General features: G+C 70.8%; 18 protein-coding genes. 6 read left to right on the forward strand and 12 right to left on the reverse strand.

What is annotated here, in order from left to right; all coding sequences use genetic code 11:
- Window positions 1–31 precede the first annotated feature (31 nt).
- From BLQ34_RS05065 to ybaK, 3 genes are all read left to right on the forward strand, one after another.
- Window positions 32–1,477, forward strand: coding sequence for a KamA family radical SAM protein (locus BLQ34_RS05065; RefSeq protein WP_091782364.1), 1,446 nt, complete (start codon window positions 32–34; stop codon window positions 1,475–1,477).
- Window positions 1,478–1,624: 147 nt separating this feature from the next.
- Window positions 1,625–2,236 carry a biotin transporter BioY gene (locus tag BLQ34_RS05070; protein ID WP_091782367.1) on the forward strand — a complete coding sequence of 204 codons (612 nt, stop codon included), beginning with the start codon at window positions 1,625–1,627 and terminating at the stop codon, window positions 2,234–2,236.
- Between the two features lie 2 nt (window positions 2,237–2,238).
- Window positions 2,239–2,712 (forward strand): Cys-tRNA(Pro) deacylase, encoded by a 474-nt coding sequence (gene ybaK / locus BLQ34_RS05075; RefSeq protein WP_231961452.1) that lies wholly within the window; start codon window positions 2,239–2,241, stop codon window positions 2,710–2,712.
- Here ybaK and BLQ34_RS05080 read toward each other — a convergent pair.
- The gene (locus tag BLQ34_RS05080; protein ID WP_091782373.1) at window positions 2,688–3,272 is read right to left on the reverse strand and encodes a helix-turn-helix domain-containing protein; all 585 of its coding nucleotides are present in this window, start codon (window positions 3,270–3,272) and stop codon (window positions 2,688–2,690) included. The genes ybaK and BLQ34_RS05080 overlap by 25 nt on opposite strands.
- Before the next feature lie 50 nt (window positions 3,273–3,322).
- Here BLQ34_RS05080 and BLQ34_RS05085 point away from each other — a divergent pair, with 50 nt between their 5' ends.
- A complete protein-coding gene (locus tag BLQ34_RS05085) occupies window positions 3,323–4,408 on the forward strand; it encodes an NAD(P)/FAD-dependent oxidoreductase (RefSeq protein WP_091782376.1) in 1,086 nt (361 codons plus the stop codon).
- A 3-nt stretch (window positions 4,409–4,411) separates the two neighbouring features.
- On the opposite strand, the gene BLQ34_RS05090 is transcribed toward BLQ34_RS05085, so the two are convergent.
- Window positions 4,412–4,834, reverse strand: coding sequence for an Lrp/AsnC family transcriptional regulator (locus BLQ34_RS05090; RefSeq protein ID WP_091789324.1), 423 nt, complete (start codon window positions 4,832–4,834; stop codon window positions 4,412–4,414).
- Between the two features lie 58 nt (window positions 4,835–4,892).
- Between BLQ34_RS05090 and BLQ34_RS05095 the strand changes: the two genes are divergently transcribed.
- Window positions 4,893–5,888, forward strand: coding sequence for a 5'-3' exonuclease (locus BLQ34_RS05095; protein ID WP_091782379.1), 996 nt, complete (start codon window positions 4,893–4,895; stop codon window positions 5,886–5,888).
- A 188-nt stretch (window positions 5,889–6,076) separates the two neighbouring features.
- Here BLQ34_RS05095 and BLQ34_RS05100 read toward each other — a convergent pair whose 3' ends face one another.
- The 7 genes from BLQ34_RS05100 to BLQ34_RS05130 are packed head-to-tail and all read right to left on the reverse strand — an operon-like array spanning window position 6,077 to window position 13,292.
- A complete protein-coding gene (locus tag BLQ34_RS05100) occupies window positions 6,077–8,911 on the reverse strand; it encodes a DEAD/DEAH box helicase (protein WP_091782382.1) in 2,835 nt (944 codons plus the stop codon).
- A gap of 10 nt (window positions 8,912–8,921) precedes the next feature.
- A complete protein-coding gene (locus tag BLQ34_RS05105) occupies window positions 8,922–9,821 on the reverse strand; it encodes a diacylglycerol/lipid kinase family protein (RefSeq protein WP_091782384.1) in 900 nt (299 codons plus the stop codon).
- Complete coding sequence (tatC, locus tag BLQ34_RS05110; RefSeq protein WP_231961453.1) at window positions 9,818–10,624, reverse strand: twin-arginine translocase subunit TatC; 807 nt, start codon at window positions 10,622–10,624, stop codon at window positions 9,818–9,820. Before tatC ends, BLQ34_RS05105 begins: the two co-directional genes overlap by 4 nt.
- A 21-nt stretch (window positions 10,625–10,645) precedes the next feature.
- Complete coding sequence (tatA, locus tag BLQ34_RS05115; protein ID WP_407946389.1) at window positions 10,646–10,996, reverse strand: Sec-independent protein translocase subunit TatA; 351 nt, start codon at window positions 10,994–10,996, stop codon at window positions 10,646–10,648.
- Window positions 10,997–10,998: 2 nt separating this feature from the next.
- On the reverse strand, window positions 10,999–11,313 hold the full coding sequence (locus tag BLQ34_RS05120; protein WP_091782393.1) for a hypothetical protein: 315 nt from the start codon (window positions 11,311–11,313) through the stop codon (window positions 10,999–11,001).
- 9 nt (window positions 11,314–11,322) lie between these two features.
- Window positions 11,323–12,306, reverse strand: coding sequence for a helix-turn-helix transcriptional regulator (locus tag BLQ34_RS05125; RefSeq protein ID WP_091782396.1), 984 nt, complete (start codon window positions 12,304–12,306; stop codon window positions 11,323–11,325).
- Window positions 12,303–13,292 (reverse strand): helix-turn-helix transcriptional regulator, encoded by a 990-nt coding sequence (locus BLQ34_RS05130; protein ID WP_091782399.1) that lies wholly within the window; start codon window positions 13,290–13,292, stop codon window positions 12,303–12,305. The genes BLQ34_RS05125 and BLQ34_RS05130 overlap by 4 nt, the downstream gene beginning before the upstream one ends.
- A 52-nt stretch (window positions 13,293–13,344) precedes the next feature.
- Between BLQ34_RS05130 and BLQ34_RS05135 the strand changes: the two genes are divergently transcribed.
- On the forward strand, window positions 13,345–14,460 hold the full coding sequence (locus BLQ34_RS05135; protein WP_091782419.1) for a DUF3866 family protein: 1,116 nt from the start codon (window positions 13,345–13,347) through the stop codon (window positions 14,458–14,460).
- 92 nt (window positions 14,461–14,552) lie between these two features.
- On the opposite strand, the gene BLQ34_RS05140 is transcribed toward BLQ34_RS05135, so the two are convergent.
- The 3 genes from BLQ34_RS05140 to pafA all read right to left on the reverse strand — a co-directional run bounded on the left by BLQ34_RS05140 (window position 14,553) and on the right by pafA (window position 17,402).
- Window positions 14,553–14,939, reverse strand: coding sequence for an FKBP-type peptidyl-prolyl cis-trans isomerase (locus BLQ34_RS05140; RefSeq protein WP_091782422.1), 387 nt, complete (start codon window positions 14,937–14,939; stop codon window positions 14,553–14,555).
- Between the two features lie 62 nt (window positions 14,940–15,001).
- Complete coding sequence (locus BLQ34_RS05145; protein WP_091782425.1) at window positions 15,002–15,949, reverse strand: FKBP-type peptidyl-prolyl cis-trans isomerase; 948 nt, start codon at window positions 15,947–15,949, stop codon at window positions 15,002–15,004.
- An 85-nt stretch (window positions 15,950–16,034) separates the two neighbouring features.
- A complete protein-coding gene (gene pafA, locus BLQ34_RS05150) occupies window positions 16,035–17,402 on the reverse strand; it encodes a Pup--protein ligase (RefSeq protein ID WP_091782428.1) in 1,368 nt (455 codons plus the stop codon).
- Between the last annotated feature and the right edge of the window lie 6 nt (window positions 17,403–17,408).

Here is a 17,408-nt window from a genome sequence, read left to right on the forward strand (position 1 = left end):
TCATCGGAACCTGTCCCGTATCCTGCCATGCATGAGCACCGCGATCGAGCAGCCCTACGTCTACCGGCACCGCGAGCTGGTGGAGCCCGACTGGACCCGTTTCCCGGGCTGGCGTGACGTCACGGCCGCGGACTGGGCCAGCGCCCAGTGGCAGCGCGCCCACTGCGTCAAGAACCTCAAGCAGCTGCGCGAGCTGATGGGCGACCTGCTCACCGAGGCCTTCTACGCCGACCTCGAGCGCGACCAGGCCGAGCGGGCCACGATGTCGATGCTCGTGCCTCCGCAGATGATGAACACCATGGTCAGCGAGATGACCTGGGCCGACGGCACCATGCCGGCTGCCGGGGCGGAGTTCACCCGGGCCTTCTACGCCGACCCCATCCGCCGCTACATGCTCCCGGTCTTCTCCGACCGGCGCACCGACTGGCCGTCCCACCCGCACGCCACCCGCGACAGCCTGCACGAGCACGACATGTGGGCCGTCGAGGGACTGACCCACCGCTACCCCACCAAGGTGCTGGCGGAGATGCTGCCGACCTGTCCGCAGTACTGCGGCCACTGCACCCGCATGGACCTCGTCGGCAACTCGACGGCCGTGATCGACAAGCTCAAGCTCACCGGCAAGCCCGTCGACCGCTATGCCGCGATGCTCGACTACCTGCAGCGCACCCCGCAGGTCCGCGACGTGGTGGTGTCCGGTGGTGACGTCGCGAACATGCCCTGGAAGAACCTCGAGGGCTTCCTCGACAAGCTCCTCGACGTCGACAACATCCGCGACATCCGGCTCGCCACCAAGGCGCTGATGGGCCTGCCCCAGCACTGGCTGCAGCCCGACGTCGTCGAGGGCGTGGCCCGCGTCTCCGCGAAGGCCCGCTCCCGCGGCGTCTCGATCGCGATCCACACGCACGTCAACAACGCCCAGTCCGTGACCCCGCTCGTGGCCGACGCGGCGAAGGCGATGCTCGAGGCCGGGGTCCGCGACGTGCGCAACCAGGGTGTGCTCATGCGCGGCGTCAACGACACGACCGAGCAGCTGCTCGACCTGTGCTTCGCGCTCCAGGACGACGCGATGATCACGCCCTACTACTTCTACATGTGCGACATGATCCCGTTCTCCGAGCACTGGCGGCTGTCGCTGGCCGAGGCGCAGCACCTGCAGCACTCGATGATGGGCTACCTGCCCGGGTTCGCGACCCCGCGCATCGTCTGCGACGTGCCGTTCGTCGGCAAGCGCTGGGTGCACCAGGTCGACAGCTACGACACCGAGCGCGGGATGTCGTTCTGGCGCAAGAACTACCGCACCTCCATCGAGGGTGCGGACACCGACGCACTGTCGCGCGACTACGTCTACTACGACCCGATCTACACGCTGCCCGAGGCAGGTCAGCAGTGGTGGCGCGACGAGGGCGACCACGAGGCCGCCCACGCGGTTGCCGTCGAGCGCGCGGCCGCGAGCCGCGAGGCTTCGCTGGTCTGAGCTTTCAGGTCTGAGCCGGGGCGAGACGGGCGGTGGTTGGGACAGGGGTCCTCCACCGCCCGTCATCGGTGTGGCGGTTGCCTGGTGTGACGAGGTCGACGTGAGACGTGCGTATGCCGCGTCGCCGGGTTTCGCTAGGTTGCTCCCGTGACTGCTATCGCCATCCCCCGCAAGCGTGTCCTCGCCGACTACGTCCCCGCCGTCGCCGGTATCCCCGCGTCGGTCGGCGCCCGGGTCCGCGACCTGGCCCTCGTCGCCGCAGGTGCCGGGTTCATCGGCCTGCTGGCCCAGTGGAGCGTCCCGCTGCCGGGTACGCCTGTCCCCCTGACCCTCGGCACCTTCGCCGTCCTGCTGACCGGGGCCTCGCTCGGTGGCGTCCGTGCCCTCCTGAGCGTCGGCACCTACCTCGTGGCCGGTGGGCTCGGGGTCAACTGGTTCGCGGGCCACAGGGAGGGCTGGGGCGGCGCCACGTTCGGCTACATCATCGGCTACGTCGTCGCGGCCACCCTCGTCGGCTGGCTGGCCCAGCGCGGTGGTGACCGCACGGTGGCCAAGACCGTGGTCACGATGGTGCTCGGCAACCTGGTCATCTACGCCGTGGGCGTCGCCTGGCTGATGAACGTGACCGGCCTGGACCTGTCGGCCGGGCTGAAGGCCGGCATGACCCCGTTCCTCATCGGTGACGCCGTCAAGATCGCCGCCGCGGCAGGAGTGCTTCCCGCAGCGTGGGCTCTGGTCAAGCGCGTCGAGAAGCGCTGAGCTTGGCCGCTGGCACTCCGGCCACGACGGCCCTGACCCGACTCGGGCTGGCCTTCGAGCTGCACCCCTACGACCACGACCCCGCGGCGGCTTCCTACGGACTGGAGGCCGCCGCGGCCTTGTCCGTGCCGCCGGCGCAGGTCTTCAAGACGCTGCTCGTCGCCGGCGACTCCGGCCTCTGCGTGGGCGTTGTCCCGGTCGACCGGCAGCTCGACCTGAAGGCCATCGCCGCCGCGCTGGGTCTGAAGAAGGTCGCGATGGCCCAGCCCGCTGAGGCGGAACGCTCGACCGGCTACGTCGTGGGCGGCATCTCCCCCATCGGCCAGCGCAAGACGCTGCGCACGGTCGTCGACTCCTCGGCCCTCGAGTTCGACCGCGTCTACGTCTCCGGCGGACGCCGCGGGCTCGACCTCTCGCTGTCCCCCGCCGACCTGCTGACGGCGACCAGGGCTCAGGTGGCGTCGATTGCTCGCTGAGGTCGTGCCCGCACGTGCATCCGCTCCCCCTGGGGTCCGAAGATGCTGAGCAGCTCGACCGGCTTGTCGTCGGCGCAGCCGAACCAGTGCGGCACTCGGGTGTCGAACTCGGCGACCTCGCCGGGGCCGAGGACGAGGTCGTGCTCGCCGAGCACCAGGCGCAGCCGCCCACTGAGGACGTAGAGCCACTCGTACCCCTCGTGGGTGCCGGGGGTGGCCTCGGTGCCCTTGCTCGGTCGGACGACCTGCTTGAACGCGCGCTGCCCGCCGGTGCGGTTGGTCAAGGGGACGATCGTGCCGCCGTAGGCTTCGATCGGCCTGGCGTGCACTCGGGGGTCGCCGGTGGCCGGAGCGTCGACGAGCTCGTCGAGCGTCACGCCATAGACCCGGGCCAGCGGCAGCAGCAGCTCGAGGGTGGCCCGGCGGCCGCCCGACTCGAGACGGGACAGCGTGCTCACCGAGAGGCCGGTGTCTTCGGCGACCTGCGCGAGCGTCAGGTCCCGGGCCCCCCGGATGCTCCGTAGCCGTGATCCGAGGCCGGCGAGCTCGTCGTTTGCCATTTCCGCAACATACCTTGTCATTTCGCCGCCCGGCTCGGCACCGTGGGTGCATGGACACCAACCCGACCACAGGCTCGGCCCCCTCCCCTGGCTCCTCGCCCTCCCCTGGCTCCTCGCCCTCCCCTGGCTCCTCGCCCTCCCCTGGCTCGTCGCCCTCCGCGGCCGTAGCCCACGACCATGACGTCATCGTCGTCGGCGGAGGGGCGGCCGGCCTGGCCGCGGCCACCACCTTGGCCCGCGCCCGCCGTGACGTCCTCGTCCTCGACACGGGCGAGCCGCGCAACGCCCCGGCCCACGGCGTGCACGGTTTCCTGAGCCGCGACGGCATCTCGCCGCGCGAGCTGCTCGCAGTGGGTCGCGACGAGCTGCAGCAGTATGGCGGCCGGTACCGGCTCGTGGGTGCCACCGGTGCCAGACCGGTCGACGGTGGTTTCGAGGTGCAGCTCGAGGACGGAAGTGCGGTCACCGCGCGGCGGGTCATCGTGACCACCGGGCTGGTCGACGTCCTGCCGGAGGTTCCGGGACTGCGCGAGCACTGGGGCACCGGGGTCGTGCACTGCCCCTACTGCCACGGCTGGGAGGTCAGGGAGCGACCGCTGGTCGTCATCGCCTCCGGCCCCCTGGCGGCGCACCAGGCCTTGCTGTTCAGCCAGTGGTCCGACGACCTCACCCTGCTCCTGAACGGTCAGGAGGGGCCGACCGGCGAGGAGGCCGCCCGACTCACCGCGATCGGGGTCGAGGTCGTCGCCGGCGCGGTGCGCGAGATCCAGTCGTCGGACGGACGGGTCACCGGCGCCGTGGTCGAGTCGGATGGCGGCCCCACCGTGGTGCCGTGCGAGGCGGTCGTCGTCGGACCTCGGTTCGAGGCGCGGTCGACGGTGCTGGAGTCGCTGGGCGTGCCGACCGTCGACTTCATGATGGGTGAGCTGGCGCTGGGCACCCACGTTCCCAGCCAGCCCAACACCGGGGCGACCACCGTCGCCGGGGTGTTCGTGGCCGGCAACGTCACGGATCCTCAGCTCCAGGTGATCCACGCCGCGGGCGCGGGCGTGCGTGTCGCCGCCTGGGTCAACCTTGAGCTGGTCACCGAGGACGCCGACCGAGCCCTCGCCCTGGCTGGCCCGCAGGCGGGCTGAGCCTCACTCCCAGGGGGTCGACAGCACCACGGTGGTCCGGGTGGCGACGTTCGCCGCGGCCCGGATGCGGGCCAGCAAGGCCTCGAGGTCACCAGGGGTCCGCACCCTGGCCTTCAGGATGTAGTTCTCTTCCCCCGCCACCGAGTGGCACGCCTCGAGCTCGGTGATGTCCCTGAGCCGGTCAGGGATGTCGTCCGGCGCGGCGGGGTCGAGCGGTGAGATGGAGATGAACGCCGTGAGGGGCAGGTCCAGCGCCGTGAAGTCCACGATCGCGGCATACCCCTTGAGCACGCCGCGCTCCTCGAGCCGGCGCACCCGCTGGTGCACGGCCGAGGTGGACAGGCCCATGGCCTTGCCCAGGTCGGTGTAGCTCATCCGACCGTCGGCACGGAGGAGCTCCACGATGCGTCGGTCGAGGTCTTCCACGGCCACACCCTACTGAGGCTCCGGGCCGCTGGGGGCCGTCAGTGGCAGCATGTCGGCCATGACCTCGCCCGACGGCACCGGCCGCCTCATGCTGCTCGACAGCGCCTCCCTCTACTTCCGCGCCTACTTCGGGGTCCCCGACCAGCGCACCGACGCCTCCCAGCCGCCCACGAACGCCGTCCGCGGCTTCCTCGACATGATCGCCTCGCTGGTCACCACGCATCAGCCGACCCACTTGGTCGCGTGCTGGGACAACGACTGGCGCCCGCAGTGGCGAGTCGACCTGGTGCCGAGCTACAAGGCCCACCGGGTGACCGAGGCGCCGCCGGCCGCCGCGGCTGGCGGCGCACCCGACCAGGCACATCCGGCGTCGGACGACACGGTCGCCGAGGAAGTCCCGGACGACCTGGCCCCCCAGGTGCCGGTCATCGTCGATGCGCTGGCGGCCCTCGGCATCGCGCGGCTCGGCGCGGACGGGTTCGAGGCGGACGACGTGATCGGCACCCTCGCCACCCGGTGGGGCGGCGAGATGAACGTCGACATCGTGACCGGCGACCGCGACCTCCTGCAGCTCGTCGATGACGCGCGAGGCGTCCGGGTCCTCTACACCGGGAAGGGTGGGGTGCGGGACCCCGACCTCGCGACCCAGGACTACCTCCGGGAGCGGTATGCCGTGGAGAACGGCGACGCCTACCTGGACATGTCGGTCCTGCGCGGCGACACGAGCGACGGCCTGCCCGGCGTGAAGGGCATCGGCGACAAGACGGCTGCGCAGCTCATCGCCGAGTACGGTTCGCTCGCCGGTCTGCGGGAGGCCGTGGACTCGGGTGCCCCTGCGATCAAGGGTGCTCGGCGGGCCAACCTCGAGGCCGCGTCGGACTACCTCGACGTCGCCCCCACGGTCGTCCGCGTGGCCCGCGACGCCCCGGTGCCCGAGGCGGACCTGGCGCTGCCCACGCAGGTGGCCGACCCGGTCCTGATGAGCAAGGTGGCCAGCGAGTTCGGGGTGACCAGCTCGTTCAACCGGGTGCTCTCCGCCCTCCGCATCGACTAGTCACCCCGTCGCCATCTCATGCAAAAGGCGAGTTAGCGCCGCACCCCGCGGCGCTAACTCGCCTTTTGCATGGATCAGCGCCGCACCCCGCGGCGCTAACTCGCCTTTTGCATGGATCAGCGCCGCACCCCGCGGCGCTAACTCGCCTTTTGCATGGATCAGCGCCGCTGGGGTGGGGGGCGCCCGGGTCAGTCGAGGCGGTCGGCGGCCACGACGCCGCGCATCACGGCGTCGATCGCCTTGCGCGAGGTGGCGCGCAGCGTCGGCTCGGGTGCAGCATCACCGATCTGGCCGAGCAGGTCGACGACCTGTTTGCAGCGCCGCACGAAGTCGCCGGCCGCCATGTCGGACCCGCGCAGGACCTCCTCGAGCTGTCGCCCGCTCGCCCACCGGTGCATCATCCAGGCCATGCCGGCGTCCGGGTCGCCGGTCAACGGCAGGCCGAGCTCGCGCTCGCGGTCCTCGAGCACCGACCAGAGTCGGCTCATCTCACGGACCGCCTCGGCGACCTCCTCGTTGGGCATCCGCGGTGAGGGGTCGGTCTCGTCGCGCCGCGGCTCGTGGATCAGCGCCGACACCACCGACGCGAGGCCGGCCGGGTCGAGCCGCTTCCAGACCCCGAGCCGCAGGCACTCGGCGGCCAGCAGGTCCTTTTCGGTGTAGAGGCGACGCAGGTTCTGGCCCTGCTCCGTCACCTCCTCGCCGGTCTCCGAGAGGTAGCCCATCTCGCCCAGGAGCCGGCAGATCCGGTCGAAGGTCTTGGCCACCGAGTTGGTGCGACCCTCGACCTTGCGCTGCAGACCGACGGTCTCGCGCTTGAGCCGCCACCACCGTTCGGCCCACCGTGCGTGGTCCTCGCGGTCGGGGCACTGGTGGCACGGGTGGGCCTTGAGCTGGCGGCGCAGCTCGGCGATCCGCTCGTCCTCTCCGGGACCGGCAGCGGCCGAGCGGCCCGACCGTCCGGGGGGCGGGTCGTGCGGGACCGCGATCCGCAGCGACGTCGCCAGGTCACGCCTTGCCTTGGGGCTCTTGGCGTTGAAGTGCGGCGGCACCTTGACCGTGGTGATCGCCTCCACCGGGGTGGGCACGTCGACGAGGGTCAGCTTGAGCAGCTGCTTGTCCTCGGTCACGACGGTCGGCGCGGGTGTCTCGCCGCGGTAGGACTTGGAGGGCTGCACCACGACCGCGTAGCCGGCGCGGCGACCCGCCGGGATCTTGATGACGTCGCCGATCCGCAGCGCCTCCAGGGACACCGCGGCCTCGGCCCGGCGGCCGGCCGAGCGCGCCCTGGCACCGTCCTTCTCGAGCCGCGCGATCTCGTGACGGAGAGCGGCATACTCGGCGAAGTCGCCGAGGTGACAGGCCATGCCCTCGGCGTACCCCTCCAGGCCCTCCTCGTTCTTGCGCACGGCGCGGGCCATGCCGACGACGGCGCGGTCGGCCTGGAACTGGGCGAACGACGTCTCGAGGATCTCGCGGGCGGTGTGCCGCCCCACCTGGGCGACCAGGTTGACCGCCATGTTGTAGGTCGGGCGGAACGACGAGCGCAACGGGTAGGTGCGGGTCGAGGCGAGCCCGGCGACCGCCAGCGGGTCCATCCCACGGTTCCACTGGACGAGCGCGTGGCCCTCGATGTCGATGCCCCGGCGACCGGCGCGACCGGTGAGCTGGGTGTACTCGGCCGGGGTGATGTCGGCGTGGGTCTCGCCGTTGAACTTCACCAGCTTCTCGATGACGACGGTGCGGGCCGGCATGTTGATGCCGAGGGCCAGGGTCTCGGTCGCGAAGACGGCGCGGATCCGTCCTGCGGTGAACAGCTCCTCGACGATCTCGCGGAAGGTCGGGAGCATGCCCGCGTGGTGCGCCGCGAAGCCCCGGGTCAGGCCGTCGACGAAGTCCCAGTAACCGAGCACGCCGAGGTCCTCGTCGGCCAGCGACGACACCCGCTCCTCGACGGTCCGGCGGATCCGGTCGCCCTCGGCCTCGGGGATCAGCCGCACCCCGTCGCGGAGCAGCTGCCCCACGGCCGCCTCGCAGCCCACCCGGCTGAAGATGAAGGTGATGGCCGGCAGCAACCCCTCTCGCTCGAGCTGCTGGACCACCTCTGAGCGCGTCGCTCCCCCACCGGGTCGACCACCCGACGTGCGGGCCATCCCGCGGCCGCCGTAGCCCCCACCGGGACCCCTCGGCGCCTTGCCCCGTCCGCCCCGGCTGTGCCGGTCGGACCTCGACCCGTGCCGCGAGCCCTCGTCCCAACGGCCGCGTTGCTCGTTCTGCCGGATCGCCTGCAGGAGCTCGGGGTTCACGCGGGTGGCGTCGGCCCCGGTGACCGGCGCTGAGGCCTCGTCGACGAACAGGTCGTACATCGACTGCGACACCATCATGTGCTGCCACAGCGGCACCGGCCGGTGCTCCGAGACGATCACGTCGACTCCCCCGCGCACCTCGGCGAGCCACGCGCCGAACTCCTCGGCGTTGCTCACCGTCGCCGACAGCGAGACCACCTGGACGTCCTGCGGGAGGTGGATGATGACTTCCTCCCACACCGCCCCGCGGAACCGGTCGGCGAGGTAGTGCACCTCGTCCATCACGACGAACCCGAGGCCGTGCAAGGTGCGGGACCCGGCATACATCATGTTGCGGAGCACCTCGGTCGTCATGACGACGACGGGTGCCTCGCCGTTGATCGAGGAGTCACCGGTGAGCAGGCCGACGTTCTGGGCGCCGTGCCGACGAACCAGGTCGTTGAACTTCTGGTTGGACAGCGCCTTGATCGGGGTGGTGTAGAACGCCTTGCGGCCGCTGGCGAGGGCCAAGTGCACGGCGAACTCGCCGACGATCGTCTTGCCGGCTCCGGTGGGTGCCGCGACGAGCACGCCCCGGCCGGCCTCGACGGCCTGGCAGGCCTGCACCTGGAAGTCGTCGAGCGGGAAGTCCACGGTGGCCGCGAAGGCCGCCACCTGTGACTTCTCGTATGCCGCCCGGCTGGCGTTGGCGGCGTATCGCTCAGCAGGCGTCGACATGCCTCCGAGCCTACGTGGCAGCAGGCGCCAGCACCGTCACCGCGCCGGGGACCACCTCGACGGTGAGCGGCAGGGGCGCGAACCGCTCGCCGTCGGCGTAGGCGACGATGCCTGCGGCCTCGAGCGTGACCGTGTGGCCGCGCAGGATCTCCACCGCCGGGTGTCCGACGTGGGCGCCCTTGAACACCTTCGGGAAGACCTTGAGGAACTCGACGGTGCTGATCTCGTGGAGGATCATCACGTCCACGAGTCCGTCGTCGAACTTCGCGTCCGGGAGCACCTGCATCCCCCCGCCGTAGCTCGGGCCGTTGCCCACCACGACGAGCATCGCCCTGGTCTCGTGGCGCACGCCGTCGACGCGGATGACGTACGGGATCGCCTTGAACAGCGGGAGCTCGCGCAGGATCGCCAGGTTGTAGCGCATCTGACCCTTGGGCCACGGCCAGGTGTTCGCGCGCTCGTTGACCAGGGAGTCGAAGCCGGCCCCCAGCACCCCGACGAACCAGTGCCGCTCGCCGTGCGCGTCGGTGTGCCGGACCGCGTCGATGCTGCGGGGCGCCCCGGTGGTCACGAGGTCGGCGGCGCGCACCGGGTCGTGCACCGGTAGCCCCAGCCCTCGGGCGACGTCGTTGCCGGTGCCGGCCGCGATGATCGCCAGCGTCGTCTTGGTCTCGGCCGCGAGCTCGACCCCCAGGTGCACCATGCCGTCACCGCCCACGACGGCGAGCACGTCCAGCCCCTGCGCGATGGCGCCGAGCGCGCGGTCCCGCGCGGCGGCATACGACTCGTCGGAGAGGTCGACCACGTCGTGGCCGGCCGCCCTCATCCGCTGGGCGACCTCGATCCCGAGCGCCATGCCGCGGTTCTTCCCCGAGGTGGGGTTGACGACCAGACCTACCCACTTGCTCACAGCGTCGAGGCTTCGTCGTCCGGGACGTCGGTCCACTCGGGACGGTTCTTGCGGCGGCCACGCTCGATCAGCTTGCTGACGAGGATGGCTGCGACATAGAGAACGCAGAGCGGGACAGCCAGCAGGAACATCGTGAACGCGTCCGGCGTGGGCGTCGCGATCGCCGAGAGCACGAAGATACCGAAGACGGCGGGCCGCCAGGCCTTGATCATCGCCGAAGACGGAAGGATGCCGATCGCGTTCAAGGCCACGAGGAACACCGGCATCAGGAAGGCGCCCCCGAAGGCCAGGATGAACCGGGTGACGAACGAGAAGTAGTCGCTGACCTGCTGGATGTTGGAGGCGCCAGAGGGGGTGAAGCCGTACAGGACCTCGAGCACCTTCGGCAACACGTAGTAGGCCAGGGCGCAGCCGGCCAGGAACAGGGGAACTGTCGCGGCGATGAACGCCAGCGAGACCCGCTTCTCCTTCTTCGTCAGGCCGGGGACGATGAAGGCCCAGAGCTGGTAGAGCCACACTGGGCTGGACAGCAACACCCCGACGAAGATCGAGAGGCTGAGCTGCTGGGAGAAGGCCGCCGTCGCGTTGCCGAAGTTGAGGCTGATGACGCTGGTCGGGTTGTCGTCCTTGTACTCGTTGAACGGCGCTGCGAGCCGGTCATAGACCCACTCGTAGTAGATCCAGCCCACGACCGAGCCGACGATGACGGTCACCGCCGAGATCAGGAACCGTCGACGCAGCTCCCGAAGGTGGTCACCGAGGGACATCCGCCCCTCAGGGTTGCGGGCACGCCGGAAGGCCATGGTGGTGGGCAGAGACGCGGTCTAGGACGCGCCGGAGCTGTTGTCCGTGCGCGGGGTGTTGTCCTCGCGGATCGGGTTGGTGCCCTCGGTGCCGGGGCTCGCCCCGGCGTCCTTGACCGTTTCGCCCTTGACGGTGTCTGAGCTGGCCGCCGACTTGCCGTCCTGCTTCATCTCCTCCACCTCGGACTTGAAGATCCGCATGGAGCGGCCGATCGACCGCGCGGCATCGGGCAGCCTCTTGAAACCGAACAGCACGACGAGGAGGACGAGCAAGATGATGAGGTGCCAGCCCTCGAAAAGTCCGCGCATGGTACTCAGTTCCCTTCGGCCACGGATGGCCATGATGTCGATCGTGCCGGGGGGGTTCGGCACTGCTATGAGTCTAGGTGCCGCGCCCAGCTGGGACGCCGCGCGGCCAGTCGGGCGCGCCGCTGCTGCTTCAACGAGGCGCGGGTGTCGTCGCGTTCCCGGCGCAGCCGGCGGGGGTCACCGAAGATGTCGGGCTGTGGCGGTGGGGGTCGCTCACCGAGCCGGTCGGTCTGCGCCTGCAGGGCGGCCACCGTCTCGGACGAGCGGCTGACCTCGGCGGTGAGCTCCTTGAGCTGGCCCCAGACGCCCCAGGCACGGGTCGCCAGGTAGGCCAGCGCGATCAGCACCAGCAGCGCCCAGATCAGGATCCACCACCACACGGGACGACCCTACTCGTAGGCGGCCAGGGCATCCTCCGCCCCCTGGCGGACCGATGTCGCCACCTCCGGCGGTGACAGCACGACGCCGCGTCCACCCAGGCGCCAGACCAGGCGGCGCAGCCAGAGGGTGTCGGCCGTGCGCAGGGTGACGGTCTGCGACCCGTCTGGCCCGGTCTCGACCGAGTCGACCGGGTAGTAGTCGCTCACCCAGGTCGCGCCGGGCTGCAGCCGCAAGGTCACGGCGGTGTCGTCGGGTCGCGGGGTGAACGCCCCGAGGTCGAGGTCGCGCAGCTGGGCATCGGCTGGCGGGGTGCCGTCCATGTCGAGCACCTCGAGCGCGGCGATCCGGTCCATCCGGAAGGTCCGGGTGTCCTGGGCGAGGTGGCACCACCCCTCGAGGTACCAGCGCGAGTCGAGGTTGACGACCCGCATCGGGTCGACGTCGCGCTCGGTGGCCTCGTCGCGGCTCGGCACGAGGTAGCGCAGGTGCACCCGGCGGTGCCCCTCGACGGCACGGCGGGCGTCGGCCAGCAGGTCGGCCTCGACACCCTCGTTGATCGCGACCTCGACACGGGCGGCCGCCTCGGCGCTGGCGCCGGTGGCCTCCTCGAGCTTGGCCATCGCCCGCTCGATCGCGTCGCGCTCCCCCAGCCCCGGCACGGAGGCCAGGGCGCGCAGGCCCACCATCAGCGTCAGGGCCTCGTCGCGGCCGAGCCGCAACGGCCGGGCAATCGTGTCGGCGTTGGTCACGAAGACCCGGCCGTTCTCCCACTGGGCGTCGATCAGCTCGTCGGGCATCTGCCCGTAGCCGCACAGGTAGAGCAACCGCAGGTCGGTCTCGAGCTGGTCGACGCTGATGCCGAGCTCGCGTGCTGCCTCATCGAGGTCGATGCCCTGCCGGTTGACCAGCCACGGCACCATCGTCAGCAGCCTGGCGAGCCGGTCGGTGGCCGTCTCGGGTGCGGTGCGGGCCTTGGGCGCGGGCGGAGTCATGCGGCACCGCCGCCGTGGGCCACGAGCGCGCCGCGCAGGCGCTGGACGACGAGCTCGCGCACCTCCGGTGGCGAGATCACGACCACGTCGGCGCCGTAGCCGCACACCTCGTCGGCCAGGGCATCGTCGTCGCCGTAGGGCACCACCAGCTCACTCCACTCCCCCTGGTCGGTCGTCGTGGTCGCCCGGCGGCGCAGCGTGTTGCCACGGCCCTCGCGGACGCGCACGACCGCATCGCGCGTCGGCTGCTCGCCAACCGAGCTGCGGACCATCTCCTGCGCGCGGTGGTCGGCGGGCACGGCATACGGCGCGGCCTTCCTGACCTCGGTGACGTCGCCGTCGATGCGGGACAGCCGGAACACGCGCGGGGCGGCGCGGTCGAGGTCGAAGCCGGTGAGGTACCAGCGGCCGTGCCACGAGGCGAGCCCCCAGGGCTGGACCACCCGGGTCGCCACGTCGCCCTGGCCACCGGTGCGGTAGCCGAACGAGATGGTGCGCTGACCCACCACGGCGTTCTTCACCGGCTCGAACGCCGGCTCGCTCGTGCCCAGCCGCGGTTCGATGCCGACCAGCGAGTCACCGTCGCGCTCGATGTCGGCGGCCTTGAGCTTGCGCAGCGCCTGCGCCGCCGGACCCGCGAGCGAGGCGTGCGCCCAGGTGCGGCTGGCCAGACCGAGCACGGCCAGCTCGTCGGCCTCGAAGGAGATGTCGGGCAGGGCGTACTCGCGCTGGTCGATGCGGTAGCCGACCTCGTCGTCCCACGCTCCCCCGATGTCCTCGGTCACCAGCGGGATGCCCAGCTCGCGCAGCTCGTCCTTGTCGCGCTCGAACATCCGGTCGAAGGCCTCATCGCTCGCGGCGTCGCCGTACTGGGGCACGACGGCGCGGATCCGCGACTTGGGCAGGGGGCGGCGGGTGTAGAGCAGGCAGAGCACGAGGTTGAGCAGGCGCTCGGTCTTGGCCGCCGGACCGGTGGGGGAACTCACCCGCCCGACGCTACCCGAGTGGCACCCACCCTCCGTGGCTAGTCTGCGTGTCGTGATGCAGTGGCGCGAGGGAACGGTCGAGGAGGTGCGTGGCCGCTGGCCGGGCGCCGTGGAGTATGCCGTGCGGCTGGCCGGGAGCAACGGTGCCGACGACGACCTCGTGCGCGCGCTGGCCTACACCGCGCTCGTGGGCGAGCCGCAGGTGGGCGACCGGGTGCTGCTCAACGCCTCCGCGCTGCTCCGGGGACTGGGCACCGGCGGCCTCGCGTTCGTGGTGGCTGCTCCTGACCGCCTGCCGGCGGACCCGGAAGCCTCCGACGGCCACATCGTCAAGGCGAGGTACACCCCTCAACAGCAGATGTTCATGGCGGTCGACGAGCAGGACAGCCCGCACCACGACGTCATGACCGGACCGCTGGCGGCGTCCGGCGACCTCCAGGGGATGCCCGTCGTCGTGGCCGACCTGCACTCGGCCCTGCCCGCGGTCCTGGCCGGGATCCGGCTCGACCGCCCGCACGCCCGCGTCGTCTACCTGATGACCGACGGTGGAGCGCTCCCCCTCGCCTTCTCGCGCAACGTCGCCACCCTCAGCGAGCACGGCTGGCTGGCCGGCACGGTGACCGTGGGACAGGCGTACGGCGGGCAGCACGAGGCGGTCACGCTGCACTCGGGGCTGCTGGCGGCCCGCCACGTCCTGGGTGCGGACATCGCCGTCGTCATCCAGGGGCCGGGCAACGTCGGCACCGGGACCCCCTGGGGTTACACGGGGGTGGCTGCCGGGGAGGCGCTCAACGCCGTCGGCACCCTCGGCGGCCGCGGGATCGCGGCGCTGCGGGTGTCGGACGCCGACGCGCGCGACCGGCACCGCGGCATCTCACACCACAGCACCACGGCCTATGGACGGATCTGCCTGGTGGCAGCGGACCTGCCGCTGCCCGTCGACCCGACCGAGTTCGGGCTGCTGGTCGCCGACCAGGCGCACCGTCTGGTGCGGGAGGCACAGGGCGCCCTGCGGGTGCGGGAGGTGGACGCCGAGGGCCTGGATGCCGCCCTGCGCGCGGTGCCGGTGCGGCTGTCGACCATGGGCCGCGGCCTCGACGAGGACCACGCCGCGTTCCTCTACAGCGCAGCAGCCGGACGGCATGCCGCCCGGCTGCTGGAGAGCTGACCGTCGATCACCCGAGTGCGAGAGGCTGGGTCACTGCCCCGTGTGGCGGAGCAGTGACCCAGCCTCGTGCAGGGTCTCTCGACTGAGCCGGGTCAGCGGACGTCCACGAGGTCGACCACGAAGATCAGGGTCTCGCCCGGCTTGATCGCGCCACCGGCGCCCCGGTCGCCGTAGCCCAGGTGCGGCGGGATGACCAGCTTGCGCCGGCCGCCGACCTTCATGCCGACGATGCCGTCGTCCCAGCCGCGGATGACCTGGCCGACACCCAGCCGGAAGGACAGCGGTGCGCCGCGGTTCCAGGACGCGTCGAACTCCTCACCGGTCGAGTGCGCCACGCCGACGTAGTGCGCCGAGATGGTGTCGCCGGCGCCGGCCTCCTGGCCGTCACCCTCGGTGATGTCCTCGATGACCAGCTCGCTGGGGGCCTCGTCGCCGGGGAAGTCGATCTCGGGCTTGGTGGTGTTGGGGTCGAAACCCATCGGGATGCTCCTTGGGAGAGTGGTCGGGGGCTGGTGCGAAGTGGGGCGGGGTCGGGGTCGGGTCAGTAGGCCGCGAGGATGTCGACCACGAAGACGAGCGTGTCGGTGCCCTTGATCTTCGGGGGGCTGCCGGCCGCGCCGTAGCCATCGGCCGGCGGGACGACCATCAGGACCCGGCTGCCCACCGCCTTGCCGACGAGCTGGGCGTCCCAGGCCTTGATGACCTGCTGCTTGCCGATCACGGTCTCGAAGTACTTCTCGGGACTGTTGGCCGACGAGTCGAAGACCGACCCGTCCTTCCAGAGTGCGCCGGTGTAGGTGACCCGGATGGTCTGGCCGGCAGCGACCTTGGCGCCGGTGCCCTCGATGAGCAGCTGGCCCACCGTCTTGGTCGGCGGCTTCTTGCCCTTCGGGATGGTGATGGTGGCGGCCTTGCCGGACTCGACCTGGACCTGCGGCAGGCCGGCGGCCGGCTTGACCTCCTTGCCCTCGGCCGAGGCGAGCGGCTTGGTCGCCGAGATCAGGTCCATCAGGAAGACGACCGTGTCGGTGCCGGCCACCTTGATGTCCGCGTTGCCCTGGGTGCCGAACGCGTCCTTCGGGGGCATGGCCACGAGCACGCGCGAACCGATCTTCTGGTTGAGCAGCCCCTTCTTCAGACCCGGCAGCAGGTCGCTGGCGCCGAGGTTCAGGCCCAGCTTCTGCTTGCCGAAGTTGGTGTCCAGCACCGAGGCGTCCTTGCCGTTGACCAGGACGTAGTTGAGGCTGACGATCTCGTCGCCCTTCACCGTCTCGCCGGTGCCGGCCTTGACGACCTTGGTCGTGGTCTCGGTGACCGAGAGCGGCTTGGGGCTGACCGACACCGTCGGGGCCGTCGTGTCGCTGCCCCCGCTCACGGTGACCTTGTCGAGAGCCGAGCCCTTCGCCACCGTGTCGTCACCACAGCCGGTGAGCGCCAGGGCCGCCGCGAGAGCGGCAGCGGTGAGGGCAGGAAAACGTCGCAGATGCACGGTGTGGGACTTTCGCTGGGGGCACGGAACCAGCGCCCACCATAACCTTCACGGCTGGCAAAGCCCGATTCGCGGCAGTTGCTCCTCAGCCGCGCATGCCCTCGATGAGCCGGTCGACCCGTGCGTCCACTGCTGCGAACGGGTCCTTGCACAACACGGTGCGCTGGGCCTGGTCGTTGAGCTTGAGGTGCACCCAGTCGACCGTGAAGTCGCGCCGGTGCTCCTGGGCCGCCTTGATGAAGTCGCCGCGCAGCTTGGCGCGGGTGGTCTGCGGAGGCACGGTCTTGGCCTCGAAGACCTCGGGGTCGGTGGTGATCCGCGCCGCCCGGCCGTGCTTCTGGAGCAGGTAGAAGACCCCGCGCTCGCGGTTGACGTCGTGGTAGGCGAGGTCGAGCTGGGCGATCCGGGCGTGCTCCATCGGCAGGTCGTGCTTGGCCATGTAGCCGGTGATCAGCTTGTGCTTGATCACCCAGTCGATCTCGGTGTCGACCAGCGACAGGTCTCCGGACTCGACGGCCCGCAGGGTGCGCTCCCAGAGGTCGAGCACCTGCTTGTGGATCGGGTCCTCGAGTCCTTCGCGGTCGGCGAAGGTCTGGGCCCGCTCGAGGTACTCGGACTGGATCTGCAGCGCGGAGAGCTCGCGCCCGTTGCTCAGGCGGACCGTCTTGCGACCGGTCATGTCGTGGCTCATCTCGCGGATCGCGCGGATCGGGTTCTCGAGGGTGAGGTCGCGCACCACCACCCCGGCCTCGATCATCCGCAGCACGAGGTCGGCCGAACCCACCTTGAGCATGGTGGTGGTCTCGCTCATGTTGGAGTCGCCCACGATGACGTGGAGGCGGCGGTAGCGCTCGGCGTCGGCGTGCGGCTCGTCGCGGGTGTTGATGATCGGGCGGCTGCGGGTGGTCGCCGAGGAGACGCCTTCCCAGATGTGGTCGGCGCGCTGGCTGACGCAGTAGGTGGCGCCCTTGGAGGTCGTGACCACCTTGCCGGCGCCGCAGGTGATCTGGCGGCTGACCAGGAACGGGATGAGCACGTCGGAGAGCTGCTGGAACTCCCCCGCCCGCCCGACCAGGAAGTTCTCGTGGCAGCCGTAGGAGTTGCCGGCCGAGTCGGTGTTGTTCTTGAAGACGTAGATCTCGCCCTCGATGCCCTCTTCGGTGAGCCGCTCCTGGGCGTCGGCGACCAGGCCCTCGATGATCCGCTCGCCGGCCTTGTCGTGGACGACCAGCTGGCGGACGTGGTCGCACTCGGGCGTGGCGTACTCGGGGTGCGACCCGACGTCGAGGTAGAGGCGGCTGCCGTTGGACAGGAACACGTTGGACGACCGGCCCCACGACACGACCTTGCGGAACAGGTAGCGGGCGACCTCGTCGGGAGTCAGCCGGCGCTGGCCCTCGAACGTGCACGTGATGCCGTACTCGTTCTCGATCCCGAAGATCCGACGGTCCATGCACCC

Source organism: Pedococcus dokdonensis, assembly GCF_900104525.1.
GTDB lineage: Bacteria > Actinomycetota > Actinomycetes > Actinomycetales > Dermatophilaceae > Pedococcus > Pedococcus dokdonensis.

Excerpts from the sequence above, each read along its gene's own strand:
- BLQ34_RS05065 (WP_091782364.1), top strand. The coding sequence starts at position 32 with ATGAGCACCGCGATCGAGCAGCCCTACGTCTACCGGCACCGCGAGCTG.
- BLQ34_RS05080 (WP_091782373.1), bottom strand. The coding sequence starts at position 3,272 with ATGGCAAACGACGAGCTCGCCGGCCTCGGATCACGGCTACGGAGCATC.
- BLQ34_RS05085 (WP_091782376.1), top strand. The coding sequence starts at position 3,323 with ATGGACACCAACCCGACCACAGGCTCGGCCCCCTCCCCTGGCTCCTCG.
- BLQ34_RS05095 (WP_091782379.1), top strand. The coding sequence starts at position 4,893 with ATGACCTCGCCCGACGGCACCGGCCGCCTCATGCTGCTCGACAGCGCC.
- BLQ34_RS05100 (WP_091782382.1), bottom strand. The coding sequence starts at position 8,911 with ATGTCGACGCCTGCTGAGCGATACGCCGCCAACGCCAGCCGGGCGGCA.
- tatC (WP_231961453.1), bottom strand. The coding sequence starts at position 10,624 with ATGGCCTTCCGGCGTGCCCGCAACCCTGAGGGGCGGATGTCCCTCGGT.
- BLQ34_RS05125 (WP_091782396.1), bottom strand. The coding sequence starts at position 12,306 with ATGACTCCGCCCGCGCCCAAGGCCCGCACCGCACCCGAGACGGCCACC.
- BLQ34_RS05140 (WP_091782422.1), bottom strand. The coding sequence starts at position 14,939 with ATGGGTTTCGACCCCAACACCACCAAGCCCGAGATCGACTTCCCCGGC.
- pafA (WP_091782428.1), bottom strand. The coding sequence starts at position 17,402 with ATGGACCGTCGGATCTTCGGGATCGAGAACGAGTACGGCATCACGTGC.